Source organism: Sphingobium xenophagum (assembly GCF_002288285.1).
GTDB lineage: Bacteria > Pseudomonadota > Alphaproteobacteria > Sphingomonadales > Sphingomonadaceae > Sphingobium > Sphingobium xenophagum.
Genome location: NZ_CP022745.1, coordinates 2081907 through 2094554 on the forward strand (window position 1 = coordinate 2081907; position 12648 = coordinate 2094554).

General features: G+C 62.8%; 11 protein-coding genes and 2 pseudogenes. 6 read left to right on the forward strand and 7 right to left on the reverse strand.

Going from position 1 to position 12648, the window contains the following annotated elements; translation table 11 throughout:
- Positions 1-5 precede the first annotated feature (5 nt).
- A complete protein-coding gene (locus CJD35_RS10280) occupies positions 6-833 on the reverse strand; it encodes an IS5 family transposase (RefSeq protein WP_095686800.1) in 828 nt (275 codons plus the stop codon).
- Positions 834-953: 120 nt separating this feature from the next.
- On the opposite strand from CJD35_RS10280, the gene CJD35_RS10285 reads away from it, so the two are divergent.
- The gene (locus tag CJD35_RS10285) at positions 954-1640 is read left to right on the forward strand and encodes a hypothetical protein (protein WP_095687020.1); all 687 of its coding nucleotides are present in this window, start codon (positions 954-956) and stop codon (positions 1638-1640) included.
- Positions 1641-1872: 232 nt separating this feature from the next.
- On the opposite strand, the pseudogene ahpF reads toward CJD35_RS10285, so the two are convergent.
- The 6 genes and pseudogenes from ahpF to ispH form a co-directional block, all read right to left on the reverse strand.
- Positions 1873-3452: pseudogene (gene ahpF, locus CJD35_RS10290) on the reverse strand (alkyl hydroperoxide reductase subunit F).
- Between the two features lie 92 nt (positions 3453-3544).
- Positions 3545-4108: an alkyl hydroperoxide reductase subunit C gene (gene ahpC / locus CJD35_RS10295; protein ID WP_017184095.1), complete on the reverse strand. Its 564-nt coding sequence runs from the start codon at positions 4106-4108 to the stop codon at positions 3545-3547.
- A gap of 106 nt (positions 4109-4214) precedes the next feature.
- Positions 4215-4904: a transcriptional regulator BetI gene (betI, locus tag CJD35_RS10300; RefSeq protein WP_017184096.1), complete on the reverse strand. Its 690-nt coding sequence runs from the start codon at positions 4902-4904 to the stop codon at positions 4215-4217.
- Positions 4905-4977: 73 nt separating this feature from the next.
- Positions 4978-5427, reverse strand: coding sequence for a ribonuclease HI (rnhA, locus tag CJD35_RS10305; RefSeq protein ID WP_017184097.1), 450 nt, complete (start codon positions 5425-5427; stop codon positions 4978-4980).
- Positions 5428-5533: 106 nt separating this feature from the next.
- On the reverse strand, positions 5534-6511 hold the full coding sequence (gene thrB / locus CJD35_RS10310; RefSeq protein WP_095687021.1) for a homoserine kinase: 978 nt from the start codon (positions 6509-6511) through the stop codon (positions 5534-5536).
- Positions 6512-6514: 3 nt separating this feature from the next.
- Entirely contained in the window at positions 6515-7474 is a 960-nt protein-coding gene (ispH, locus tag CJD35_RS10315; RefSeq protein ID WP_017184099.1) for a 4-hydroxy-3-methylbut-2-enyl diphosphate reductase, read from the reverse strand.
- Positions 7475-7657: 183 nt separating this feature from the next.
- On the opposite strand from ispH, the gene CJD35_RS10320 reads away from it, so the two are divergent.
- The 5 genes and pseudogenes from CJD35_RS10320 (at position 7658) to CJD35_RS10340 (ending at position 12592) form a co-directional block, all read left to right on the forward strand.
- Complete coding sequence (locus CJD35_RS10320; protein ID WP_026002568.1) at positions 7658-8266, forward strand: hypothetical protein; 609 nt, start codon at positions 7658-7660, stop codon at positions 8264-8266.
- Positions 8267-8381: 115 nt separating this feature from the next.
- A pseudogene (argS, locus tag CJD35_RS10325) lies at positions 8382-10108 on the forward strand (arginine--tRNA ligase).
- A gap of 21 nt (positions 10109-10129) precedes the next feature.
- Positions 10130-10852: an SPOR domain-containing protein gene (locus CJD35_RS10330; RefSeq protein WP_017184102.1), complete on the forward strand. Its 723-nt coding sequence runs from the start codon at positions 10130-10132 to the stop codon at positions 10850-10852.
- 49 nt (positions 10853-10901) lie between these two features.
- A complete protein-coding gene (locus tag CJD35_RS10335) occupies positions 10902-11450 on the forward strand; it encodes a TetR family transcriptional regulator (protein ID WP_017184103.1) in 549 nt (182 codons plus the stop codon).
- 86 nt (positions 11451-11536) lie between these two features.
- Positions 11537-12592 (forward strand): Rieske 2Fe-2S domain-containing protein, encoded by a 1056-nt coding sequence (locus CJD35_RS10340; protein WP_017184104.1) that lies wholly within the window; start codon positions 11537-11539, stop codon positions 12590-12592.
- The last annotated feature ends 56 nt before the right edge of the window (positions 12593-12648 follow it).

Genomic DNA, 12648 nt, shown 5'->3' on the forward strand with positions numbered 1-12648 from the left:
CAAAATTATTGGCCGCGCTTTGCGATGCGTCGAGCGTATAGCTGAACGGATGCGATGAAGAGCCATGCGGTTGCAGATGCTATGGTTTTCTCGAAGTCTTTGGCGAGGCGACGGTTGCGATTGAGCCAGGCGAGTGTGCGCTCGACGACCCAGCGGCGTGGCAGCACCGTGAAGCCCTTGCCGGTGTCGGAACGCTTGATGATCTCTATGGTCCATTTGCCCATTTTGCGCAGAGCGTCCTTGAGTTTGTCCCCGGCATAGCCGCCATCGGCGAACAGATGGCGCAGCCATGGAAAGCGCCCGATGATGCCGGTGAGCAGCAGGGGTGCGCCATCGCGATCCTGAATATCCGCACCATGCACGAGGGCATGGACCAGATTGCCATTGGTGTCGGTCAGGATATGGCGCTTGCGTCCCTTGATCTTCTTGCCCGCATCGTAGCCACAGGGGCCGCCGCTTTCCGTCGTCTTCACGCTCTGACTGTCGATCACGCCGGCACTGGGCGAAGCCTCGCGCCCCTCCATTTCGCGGGTCACCATCAGCAGCGCGTGGTTGATCGACAGCCACAGGCCATTGTCGCGCCACAGATAGAACCAGCGCCGAACCGTGGAAACGGGCGGAAAGCAGGGTGGCAGCATTCGCCATGGCAAACCGCCGCGCAGCAGGAACAGCATGGCTTCCACAATGCGCCGCAACGGCCATTTGCGCGGACGCCCTACCGCCGAGGCCGTCGGAAGCAGTGGCTCCAGCACAGCCCATTCCGCATCCGTCAAATCGCTTGGCAAAGCCAGTCCGCTTCGCGCATGAAGGGCGCGAGTGGTATCAGTCCACATCGTTGAATCCACGGTAGTTTTTGGCGAAACCCATGAATCAGCGACAGGCTAGGCCGTCAAGCTAACCTGCTGATACCACTCAACTTAATTTCGGATCAGGCTCTAAGCTGATTCGACGTCATGCCGCGCGCGTATACCGCTGATTATCTAGCCCTGAAGGCAAGGCTAACAAGTCTGACCCATCTGCTGCCGCCGGCACCAGCGGCTGGAGCGACGCCGTCAAGGCAGGATGCCGATAAAATGGCTGCGTTCGTCATTCTATTGCATGCGGAATGTGAGCATTTCTTAGAAAAAAGGGCATTGAAAGTTGCGGATGAAGCCAAAGCAGCCTTCGATAGCGGGGGAGATTTTGGCAGGGTCGCCAGGCACTTATGCGTTTTCCCGTTCATAGATGCGCCGAAGCAGATGTCAGATTTGGAGAAGATGTTAAGAATTTTCGGGACTAGCGGTTTTGGCATTATGGCATCGGCCAAGTCGATCGCTCAAAACAGAATCGAATACGGGAGGCTGCTGAACATCGGCTATCAGCGTTATAAGCAGACCGTCACTAACAACCATGGAGCGGCGCTGAAGTATCAGTTTAAACTATTGACGGCGCTTGGATTTGATCTCGATTTGGTCGGTGCTACGTTCAAATCTCGTATAGCCCAACTCGCAACCTATCGAGGTGAAGCCGCGCACACTTCAGTCGTGGCTGCTACCACCGCAATTTCGTCTCCTACTCTAGCGACTTGGCCGGCGGACCTAATGTACGGATTTGCAAAGATGGATCGTGGCCTATCTTCGCTTGCAACAATGACCAAGTAGCCTTCGGGCTTTAGAGAGGCGGTGTACCTGCCGCTGGGCGCGTCCGAAGGAAATGGCCGCGAAGTCCTAGACCCATTCACAATTTGAATGTCCGTTTCCGAGTGCTGGTACGTAGCTGCCGAACGGCGACAAATGGCGCACTTCAGCCATTCCCCACCCCACAAAAAAGCAGCCGACCCGTCACCGGATCGGCCGCTTCACATATGTCCAACTTACCGTCGAACTTCTCCCGTCACGCCGCCTGTGCGGCCTCTTCGCTGGCGGGCAGGCGGATCAGATAGTCGAAGGCTGACAGGCCCGCCGTGGAGCCTGCGCCCATGGCTATGACGATCTGCTTGTAGGGCACGGTCGTGCAGTCGCCTGCCGCGAAGATGCCCGGCACGCTGGTTTCGCCGCGGGCGTCGATTTCTATTTCGCCGCGGGGGAAAGGGCGACCGTGTCTTTCAGCCATTCGGTGTTGGGGACCAGGCCGATCTGGACGAAGATGCCTTCCAGTTCGACGTCATGTTCCTCGCCGCTGTTGCGGTCCTTGTAGGACAGGCCGGTGACGCGATCGCCATTGCCGTCGACCTTGCTGGTCAGCGCCGATGTGATGATCTTGACGTTGGGCAGGCTGGCGAGCTTGCGTTGCAGCACCGCGTCGGCGCGGAGCTGGCTGTCAAATTCGATCAGCGTCACATGGGCGACGATGCCCGCCAGGTCGATCGCGGCTTCGACGCCGCTATTGCCGCCGCCGATCACCGCGACGCGCTTGCCCTTGAACAGGGGGCCGTCGCAATGGGGGCAATAGGCCACGCCTTTGTTGCGATATTCGTCCTCGCCCGGCACGCCCATCTGCCGCCAGCGCGCGCCGGTGGAGAGGATGAGGGTGCGGCCTTTGAGCGACGCGCCGTTTTCCAGCACGACCTCATGATAGCCGCCTTCGGTACGGGCGGGGATCAGCTTCGTCGCCTTTTGCAGGTTCATGATCTCGACGTCATAATCCTTCACATGGGCTTCGAGCGCGGAAGCGAGCTTTGGCCCTTCGGTGCGCGACACGGAGATGAAATTTTCGATGTCCATCGTATCGAGCACCTGGCCGCCGAAGCGTTCGGCGGCAACGCCGGTGCGGATGCCCTTGCGCGCGGCATAGATGGCCGCCGCGGCCCCGGCAGGCCCGCCGCCGACGATCAGAACCTCGAAAGGGTCCTGGCGCTTGATCTTTTCCGCCGCGCGGGTGGCCGCGCCGCTGTCGATTTTGGCAACGATCTGCTCCAGTTCCATGCGGCCCGACCCAAAGGGTTCGCCGTTCAGGAAGATGGTGGGCACGGCCATCACCTTGCGCTCGTCCACTTCCGCCTTGAACAGCGCGCCGTCGATGGCGACGTGGCTGATGCGGGGGTTGAGGACGCTCATCAGGTTAAGGGCCTGCACCACGTCCGGGCAATTCTGGCAGGACAGGGAGAAATAGGTTTCAAAGGCAAAGTCGCCGTCCAGCCCCTTGACCTGTTCGATCAGATCCTGCGCGGCCTTTGACGGGTGGCCGCCGACCTGGAGGAGGGCCAGGACCAGCGACGTGAATTCATGGCCCATCGGAATCCCCGCGAACCGGACGCCGATGTCGGTGCCCACGCGGCGGATCATGAAGCTGGGGACGCGCTTGTCAGCGCCGGTGGTCACGCTGACCTTGTCGGACAGGGCAGCGATTTCATTGAGCAGGTCATTGAGTTCGCGCGATTTGGCATCGTCACCCAGAGAGGCGACGAGTTCGATAGGCTCACGGATGTTGACCAGATAGGCCTTGAGCTGCTGCGTCAGGGTGGCGTCGAGCATGGAATAATCCTTACGTTAGATACAATAATGGCCCGGAGCGGAGGAGAGGTTCCACTCCGAGCCACTTTGCGACCCGCTAGGGGAATGATAATTTAGATCTTGCCGACTAGGTCGAGCGATGGGGCAAGGGTTTCTTCGCCTTCTTCCCACTTGGCCGGGCAGACTTCACCGGGGTGCGCGGCGACATATTGCGCGGCCTTCACCTTGCGCAGCAGTTCGGTCGCGTTGCGGCCCACGCCTTCGGACGTGATTTCCATGAACTGGATCACGCCTTCGGGATCGACCAGGAAGGTTGCGCGGTCAGCCAGGCCAACGCCGGGGCGCATCACGTCGAAATTATTGGTGATCGTGCCCGACTGGTCGCCCAGCATGTAATAGTTGATCTTGCCGATGGCGGGCGAGGTGTCGTGCCATGCCTTGTGGCTGAAATGCGTGTCGGTCGATACCGAATAGACTTCGACGTTGAGCGACTGGAGGGTCGGGTAGATGCCGGCCAGGTCTTCCAGTTCGGTCGGGCAGACGAAGGTGAAGTCGGCGGGATAGAAGAAGAAGATCGCCCACTTGCCCTTCACGTCCGCGTCGGTGACGTCGACGAACTTGCCTTCCTTATAGGCGGTCGCGGCGAACGGCTTGATGGTGGTGTTGATGAGAGCCATGGGCTTGTCAGTTCCTTCTGAGGGGTTGCTGTTGCCGACCCCATGTAGGGTAGCGGCTGAGTCGAGGGAAATTGGTTTTATCGGACTTGGAGAGTGAGAAAAACGATCACGGCTTATCTGATTGATCGATCCAGTCACCGCGCCCCGCGTCGCCCCGCCATTGCCCCAGCGCCAGCATCATCGCGCGCTCGACCATGGCCTGGGCTTCCTCGGCGGAGAAGGTGGTGGGATCGAGGCAGATCTCGAGCCACAGCCCATCGACCAGAGCAGTGAGGCTGATCGCCGCCAGGCGGGCGCGGTCCTGCGGCATTTCCGGCACGATCGCGCGCAGCAGCGCTTCGAGCTGGGCGCGGGTGCGCCGGTAGACATCGGCATGGATGGCGGCGATGCCGGGGTCGGTCCGGACCAGGCTCCAGAAAGCGGTCCAGGTCGCGAGCAGATCGGGATCAAGGATGGGCGCGCGGAAATTGGCCTGAAGGCAGGCGCGGAGCTGGTCGCGCGGATCGTCGCCCGCTTCCTCGACCGCCTGTTCCAGCGCGGCGGACACGCGCACGCCGACATCCTCATAGGTGGCGAGGATGAGGGCGTCGACGCCGTCGAAATAATGGGTGAGCAGGCCCGACGAAACACCCGCGCGCGCGCAGATGGCGCGGACCGACGTGCCAGCGACGCCTTTTTCGGCAAGGCACCGCGCGGTCGCTTCGATCAGCGCCTGTCGCCGCACGTCGGCGCTTTCGCGAATGAAGCGCGCGCGTGTCTTTGAAATTCCCTTACGGTTTACTGGCTTTTCTGTCATTTCTTCCCCCGAAGGCCCGCTTTGGGGTCTGGCGATGCGTCTGGCAAGATACGCTGTTGCTTCGGGCGTGTCTCTAACGGCGAAAACTGTCGGCCGCGGCGCTGGCCAGACGGTCGGCGCGTTCATTTTCGGGGTGGCCGGCATGACCCTTGACCCATTTCCAGGTCATTTGATGCGGGGCGGCGGCCTTGACCAGAGCCTGCCAGATTTCGACATTCTTGACCGGCTTGTTGTCGGCGGTGCGCCAGCCCTTCTTCTGCCAGCCGAACACCCATTTGGTGATGCCGTCCATCACATATTTGCTGTCGGTATGAAGGGTGACGCGGCACGGCTTCTTGAGCGCGTTGAGCGCCTCGACCGCGGCCATCATCTCCATGCGGTTGTTGGTGGTGAGCGCTTCGCCGCCCGACATTTCCTTTTCCGTGTCGCCAAAGCGCAGCACCGCGCCCCAGCCGCCCGGACCTGGATTGCCCTTGCACGCGCCGTCGGTGAAGATGTCGACGATGGGCAGGTCAGTGCTCATGCTGCGTGCTCCTGGACAGGCGGGAGCCCGGTCCCGTCGCGAGGATAGGCAGGCATGGAACCGGGTTCCCGGCTGCGCGGGAACAGGTTGCTTTTATCTGCTGCTCTCATGCGCCCAATAATTCCGCTGGATTGGCGCTGGCGTAGAAATCGAGGCGGCGCAGATAGGCGAGCGGGTCCTTGCGGGTCACCAGCGCGTCGGGCGGCGTGTTGATCCAGTCATAGGCGCGGGTCAGCAGGAAGCGCAGCGATGCGCCCCGGCACAATATGGGGAAGGCCGCGCGCTCTGCGTCGGTCAGGCCATGGGCCAAGTCATAGCCAGCGCCAAGCGCCGCCGCGCGATCAGCAAAGAAGCTGCCGCCGTCATGGCTGAACACCCAGGCGCTGTGGGTGATGGCCAGGTCATAGGCGCGGATGTCGGTGCAACTGAAATAGAAATCGATCAGGCCCGTCACCTTGTCGCCCAGCATCAGCACATTGTCGGGGAACAGGTCCGCATGGATGACGCTGCGGGGCAGGTCGGCGGGCCAGTGCGCGTCGAGAAAGGCGAGTTCGTCGCGGACACGGGCGGCAAGGCCCGGCGCGATCTGATCGAAATCCTCACCGCATCGGGCCGCCAGATCATGCCAGCCGGCAAGGTCCAGCGTGTTGCGCCGTTCGAGCGGGAAGCCCTCTGCCGCGCGGTGCAACTCCCCCAGTGCCGCGCCGGTCGCGCGCGCCTGTTCCGGGGTCGGCTCGGTCAGCGAAATGCCGGTCAGAAATTCGATCAGGCAGGCGGGGCGACCCGACAAGGTCTGGAGCCGCTGGCCGTCCCGGTCGGCGATGAAGCGCGGCACAAGGCAGCCGCGCGCGCCCAGATGATCGAGCAGGTCCATGAAGAAGGGCAGGTCGGCCTCATCCACCCGCTTTTCATAGAGCGTGAGGATATAGCGGTGGCCAGAGCCATCATGGCCGGTGGTCTCCAGCAGATAATTGCTGTTTTCCACCCCTTCGGCGATCCCCTTGGCGGATACGAGGCGGCCTGCGTCATAGCGGCTGAGGAAGGCGTCAATCTCTTCGGCGGGAACATGGGTATAGACGGCCATGGTTCAGACGGTCTCCAGCCCGCGTGGCAGCTTGAAAGCGATGGTCTCGCGCGCGGTTTCGACCTGTTCCTCGGTCACGGTGAAGCGGCTGGCGATCGCGTCGACCACTTCGCGCACCAATATTTCGGGTGCGGATGCCCCGGCGGTCAGGCCCAGCGTCGTGACGCCGTCCAGCCAGCCAAAATCGATGTCGTCGGCGCGCTGGATCAGGCGGGCTGGCGTGCCTTCGCGTTCGGCGACTTCGACCAGTCGCAGGGAATTGGAACTGTTAGGCGCGCCGATGACATAGAGCGCTTCGCAACGCGCGGCGATCGCCTTCACCGCTGTCTGGCGGTTGGATGTGGCGTAGCAAATATCCTCGCCCTTGGGCGCGACGATCGCTGGAAAGCGCTCTTGCAGGGTGGCGACGATCGCGGCTGTATCATCGACCGACAGGGTGGTCTGGGTCAGGAAGGCGAGATTGGCGGGATCGGCGGGGGTAAAGGCCTGCGCGTCCTCGACCGTTTCGATCAGGGTCATGGTGCCGCCTGGCACCTGGCCGAACGTGCCGATGACTTCGGGATGCCCCTTATGCCCGATGAACAAGATGTGGCGGCCATCCTTGACCTGCCGTTCGGCCTGGCGATGAACCTTGCTGACCAGCGGGCAGGTGGCGTCGAGATAGGAAAGGCCGCGTTCCTCCGCCTTGGCAGGGACGGCCTTGGGCACGCCATGGGCGGAAAAGACCACCGGCACGCCATCGGGCACCTGGTCCAGTTCCTCTACGAAGATCGCGCCCTTCGCCTTCAGGCTGTCCACCACATATTTGTTATGGACGATTTCATGGCGGACATAGACCGGCGCGCCATAGGTTTCGATCGCCCGTTCGACGATGATGATGGCGCGGTCGACCCCGGCGCAGAAACCGCGCGGTGCGGCGATCAGAAGGGTCATGGGCGGGCGGGCGGCTGCGCTGTCGGTCATGGCTTTGCGCTTAGGCGAATGTGGGCCGGGAGGAAAGCCGCTTCCTTGCGGTTGCGCGAGGGGCGGGGGATGGATAAGGAAGCGCAAAGCTTCTGGCCGACGGGCCATGCCAAGGAATTTCTGCCTGTGCCAAGGAACATCTGCCTGCCTCATACTGCCCTGAACCGCGTCGTTGTGACCGGCATGCTGGCTCTGGCCCTGGCGGGCTGTTCGCGCCGGGGTGAAATCGACGCTTCCGGCGGTATCGTCGCTGTGCGCTCTGCCTGCCCGACGGCGGCCGTCCCGGCCTATACCGGCGACATCACCCTGTTCAATCCGGCCCAGAGCCGCGATGCTTCCGCGATCGACGTGGTGGCCGACATCACCAATCTGCGCTCGACCTGCGCCGATGGGGCGCAATTCTATACCGAAGCGAGCTTCACCGTGAACGCCCGGCGCAGCGACGCCAGCGTGGCGCGGCAAGTGACGCTGCCCTATTTCTCCGCCGTGGTGCGCGGCGGCAACAGCGTGGTCGCCAAGCGGGTCGGCCAGGTGACGCTGAACTTTGCCGCGGGCGAATATCGCGCCAGCGCGCAGGCGAAGGCGGGTTCCTATGTCGACAAGGCATCGGCAACGCTGCCAGCCGACATCCAGGCCAAGATCACGCAGAAGCGCAAGGCGGGCGACGCGGATGCCGCGATCGATCCCTTCGCCCAGCCAGAGGTCAAGGCGGCGCTGCAACGAACCAGTTTCGAGCTGCTCGTGGGGTTCAACCTGACCCAGGACCAGCTCCAATATAACGCCACGCGTTAACGGCCAGCCCATCATCCGTTCGGGCTGAGACAAGTCGAAGCCTTGCACTTCTTGAAGACAAGAGCAGCCCTTCGACAGGCTCAGGGCGAACGGGACTTGTAGAAAGTTTCGTCTCGTGTCCCTCTATACCCGTTTCACCGCCCATCTCGACACTGTGCTGGACATATTGGAAGCCGACGGCGTCCTGCCTGCCGGCCTCAATCGCAAGCCGGTGACGGTCGAGCCGCCGCGTGACGCCAGCCATGGCGATCTGGCGACCAATGCCGCGATGGTGCTGGCCAAGCCGGCGGGGACGAACCCGCGCGCGCTGGCCGAGGCGATTGTCGGCAAGCTGGAGGGGCTGGCCGAGGTCGAGAGCGCGTCGATCGCCGGGCCGGGCTTCATCAACCTGACGCTGACCGACGCGACATGGCGCTCGGAGCTTTCCGTGATGGCGGAAGAGGGCGACGATTATGGCCGGTCCGACATCGGGCAAGGTGTCACGGTCAACGTCGAATATGTTTCCGCCAATCCGACCGGCCCCATGCATATGGGGCATTGCCGGGGCGCCGTGGTGGGCGATGCGCTCGCCACCCTGCTGGAATATGCCGGGCACAAGGTGATCCGCGAATATTATATCAATGACGCTGGCGGGCAGGTGGATGTCCTCGCCCGATCGGTGCATCTGCGCTACGCGCAGGCGCTGGGCGAGGATGTGGGCGAAATCCCTGAGGGTCTTTACCCTGGCGATTATCTGGTGCCGGTTGGGCAGGCGCTGGCTGCTGAATATGGCGACCGCTTCTTGAAGGCGCCGGAAGCCGACTGGCTGGTCACGTTCCGCAGCTTTGCCGTCGCAAAGATGATGGACATGATCCGCGCCGATCTGGCGCTGCTGGGCATCCATCACGACATTTTCGCGTCCGAGGCCGAATTGCAGGCGGCGGGCAAGCCTGACGAGGCCGAAGCCTGGTTGCGGGCGCATGATCTGGTCTATGACGGGGTGCTGGAAGCGCCCAAGGGCGAATTGCCCGATGACTGGGAGCCGGTCGTGCTGCCGCTGTTCCGGTCGACCAAGTTCGGCGACGATCAGGACCGGCCGATCAAGAAGTCCAACGGCAGCTGGACCTATTTCGGCGCGGACATGGCCTATCATTATCAGAAGGCCCAGAGCGCCGATCAGCTGATCGACATATGGGGGCGGACCATGCGGGGACGGTCAAGCGCATCCAGGCGGCGGTCGCGGCGCTGACGGAGGGCAAGGCGCGTTTCGACGTGAAGCTTATCCAGATGGTGCGGCTGTTGCGCGATGGCGAGCCGGTGAAAATGTCCAAGCGCGCGGGCAATTTCGTGACGCTGGCCGATGTCGTGCGGGAAGTGGGCAAGGATGTCGTGCGCTTCACCATGCTGACGCGCAAGGCCGACGCGCAGATGGACTTCGACTTTGCCAAGGTGGTCGAGGCGTCGAAGGACAATCCGGTCTTTTACGTCCAATATGCCCATGCCCGCATTGCATCGCTGGGACGGCGGGCGGAAGAGGCGGGGATCGAACTGCCAGCCCCGGACCTGTCCCTTCTTGGGACGGCAGAGCTGGGCCTCGTCAAGCTCGCGGCCCAGTTCCCCCGTGTGGTCGAAGGCGCGGCGCTGACCCGCGAACCGCATAGAATTGCCTTCTATCTCAATGATCTGGCTTCGGCCTTTCACGGCTGGTGGAATATGGGCAATGATGATCCGCGCGCGCGCGTCATTCTGGCCGACGATCCGGCCGTTACGTCGTCGCGGCTTTTCCTGAGCCGTGGAATAGGGCAGATTATCCGCAATGGCCTTGCGCTGATGGGCGTGGCGGCATTGACTGAGCTGAACTAAAGGCGGGCGGAGTTTCGGACGATGGGCGATTATGCACGAGGCCGGCTGGATTTTGACGATGAGGACCGGCTGCCCTGGCTGGAGCCTGCGGTCGATGACGAGGATGACAACAGCATCTCGCCACTGCGGCTGCTGAGCCTGATCCTGCTCGGTCTCGCGCTGATCGGTGTCGTGGTGGCCGGGATATGGTGGTTGCAGAACCGCAATGGTCCCGGCGCTGCGGGTGAGGGCCAACTGATCGAGGCGCCCGCGGACAATTACAAGATCGCCGCCAATGAGGCTGACGCGAAGAAATTCGATGGCGAGGGCGATGCGAGCTTTGCGGCAAGCGAGGGCGTGCCGCGCGACGGACGGATTGACGCCAGCCGCGTCCCCGAAGCACCGATCACCAAGACCGCGCCCGCGCCCACCGGGACCAAGCCGGCCGTCCCGGCCAAGCCTGCACAGAGCGTGACCGCGCGCGTCGCCGACGAAACCAGCGATCGCGCGACCGTGGCGCCCAAGGCGGCCAGCGGCGGCGCGCTGATTCAGCTGGGCGCCTATGGCAGCGCGTCCGGCGCAAAGGATGCCTGGACCAGATTGTCCAAGCGCTTTGCCTATCTCGCCCCGCTCGCCATGACCGTCGAACCGGCGGAAGTTGGCGGCAGCACCGTCTATCGCCTGCGTGCGAGTGCTGGCGGGCAGGCCAGCCTGATCTGCGGCAAGCTGAAGGTGGCGGGCGAAAGCTGCATGGTGGTGAACTGAGCCTTCGCGTTGCGATGGACATAGGCGTCATGCTGTTCGAAGGAGGGGCATGACCGAACGGAAACTGACCCGCGCCGCGATCGCGGCGGCGGCGCTGGATGTGCTGAACGAACAGGGGCTGGACCAGTTGAGCCTGCGCAAGGTCGCGGCGCGGCTGGATGTCAAAGCGCCCTCGCTCTACTGGCATGTCGCCGACAAGAATATGTTGCTGGCGCTGCTGGCCGAAAGCATCTTCGCAGATTGCCTGTCGAAAATTCCGGCCTGTGCCGACTGGCGCGACTGGTTGCGTGCGTTCGGCAAGGCGCTGTGGCAGGCGCAGAATGCGACGCGCGACGCGGGACGCTTGATCCTGGGGGCGGGGCAGCCGGTCGAGGTGCTCAAAGCGATGCAGGATGCGACCAGCGCGCCCCTGATTGCGCTGGGGCTGGAACCGGAGCGCGCCATGATGATGCAGGCGTCGGTGCAGGCGCTGGTCACTGGCTGGACCACGTTCGCGCAGGGACCGAACGCGGCCTATCTCCAATCCCAATTGCCCATCGACGCCGCCTTTGCCGAGGGGTTGGACGCGCTGATCCATGGCCTTGATCCTGCTCCCTAACAGTGTTAGGCTAACATTGTTAGTTTAGCTGGTCCGGCACCAATCGCGACAGACGATGATGCCGGCCTTTGTCAGGGAGAGATGCCATGTACCCATTTCGGGAAGGGTCGTTTGCCGTTCGCAATGGCTGGTATGTTGCCGCGTTTCGCAACGAACTGGGCCGTGACCTGCTGGCGCGGACGATCCTGAACCAGCCGGTCGTCCTGTATCGCAAGGAAGATGGCGAGGCAGTTGCGGTCGGCGGGCGCTGTCCGCACCGACATTTCCCCCTGGGCAAAAGCTGTCTGAAGGGCGATGCGATCGTCTGTGGCTATCATGGCATCGCCTTTGGCGCGGATGGCCGGTGCGTCGATATTCCATCGCAGGATGTCGTGCCGCGCGCCTACACGATTCCGACCTATCCATTGGTCGAGCATGGCCTGTGGGCGTGGATATGGATGGGGGACGCGGACAAGGCCGATGTCGCGCTGCTGCCCGATCTGGAGGAGATCGGGGTGACTGCGGCGGGCATGACGGCGCGGCCCTTTTATGTGCAGGAGGTGCAAGGGCGCTACCAGTTGCTCAACGACAATCTGCTCGACCTGTCGCACCTTGCCTTCCTCCACGCCAGCAGCATCGGCACGGTGGAAAATGCGCAGGCACCTGAAGAACTGGTCAAGCGCCCCGGATTTCTGAGTTGCCGCCGATATATCCGTAATGCCGACGCGCCTGCCGTGATGGCGGCGACCGGGCGCTATGCGGGCAAGATCGACCGGGTGACGGGGATGGATTTCTACCTGCCGGGCTTTCATGCCGGGATTGGCGACATGGCCTATCCGCAGGACCACCCCGAACATCCCGGCGAGATGATCGTGACGAGCCGGGTCTATCACGCCGTTACGCCCGCGACGCCGCATAGCTGCATCTATTTCTTCGCCATGGCGTCCGAAGATGTGGCGGGCATGGATTTCATGTTCGATTATCTGAAGCCCGTGCTGGAGGAGGACAAGTTCGCGACCGAAGAGATTGAGAAGATGCTGGCGATCGTCGGCGAGAATCCCGACGAACTGCTGATCAAGACCGATCGCAACGCAGTGGAGGGTCGGCGCATGTTGCAGGCGATGATGGACGCGGAAAGGTCTGCGGCGGCTGCGCCAGCCTGATCGCAGTTCATCAATTCGCCTTCGACAGGGGCGGGACTTGGCGCTACCATCTGCCG

Bases quoted from the DNA above. Each gene is read 5' to 3' on its own strand.
- CJD35_RS10280 (WP_095686800.1), bottom strand. From the start codon at position 833: ATGTGGACTGATACCACTCGCGCCCTTCATGCGCGAAGCGGACTGGCT.
- CJD35_RS10285 (WP_095687020.1), top strand. From the start codon at position 954: ATGCCGCGCGCGTATACCGCTGATTATCTAGCCCTGAAGGCAAGGCTA.
- ahpC (WP_017184095.1), bottom strand. From the start codon at position 4,108: ATGGCTCTCATCAACACCACCATCAAGCCGTTCGCCGCGACCGCCTAT.
- betI (WP_017184096.1), bottom strand. From the start codon at position 4,904: ATGACAGAAAAGCCAGTAAACCGTAAGGGAATTTCAAAGACACGCGCG.
- rnhA (WP_017184097.1), bottom strand. From the start codon at position 5,427: ATGAGCACTGACCTGCCCATCGTCGACATCTTCACCGACGGCGCGTGC.
- thrB (WP_095687021.1), bottom strand. From the start codon at position 6,511: ATGGCCGTCTATACCCATGTTCCCGCCGAAGAGATTGACGCCTTCCTC.
- ispH (WP_017184099.1), bottom strand. From the start codon at position 7,474: ATGACCGACAGCGCAGCCGCCCGCCCGCCCATGACCCTTCTGATCGCC.
- CJD35_RS10320 (WP_026002568.1), top strand. From the start codon at position 7,658: ATGCTGGCTCTGGCCCTGGCGGGCTGTTCGCGCCGGGGTGAAATCGAC.
- CJD35_RS10330 (WP_017184102.1), top strand. From the start codon at position 10,130: ATGGGCGATTATGCACGAGGCCGGCTGGATTTTGACGATGAGGACCGG.
- CJD35_RS10335 (WP_017184103.1), top strand. From the start codon at position 10,902: ATGACCGAACGGAAACTGACCCGCGCCGCGATCGCGGCGGCGGCGCTG.
- CJD35_RS10340 (WP_017184104.1), top strand. From the start codon at position 11,537: ATGTACCCATTTCGGGAAGGGTCGTTTGCCGTTCGCAATGGCTGGTAT.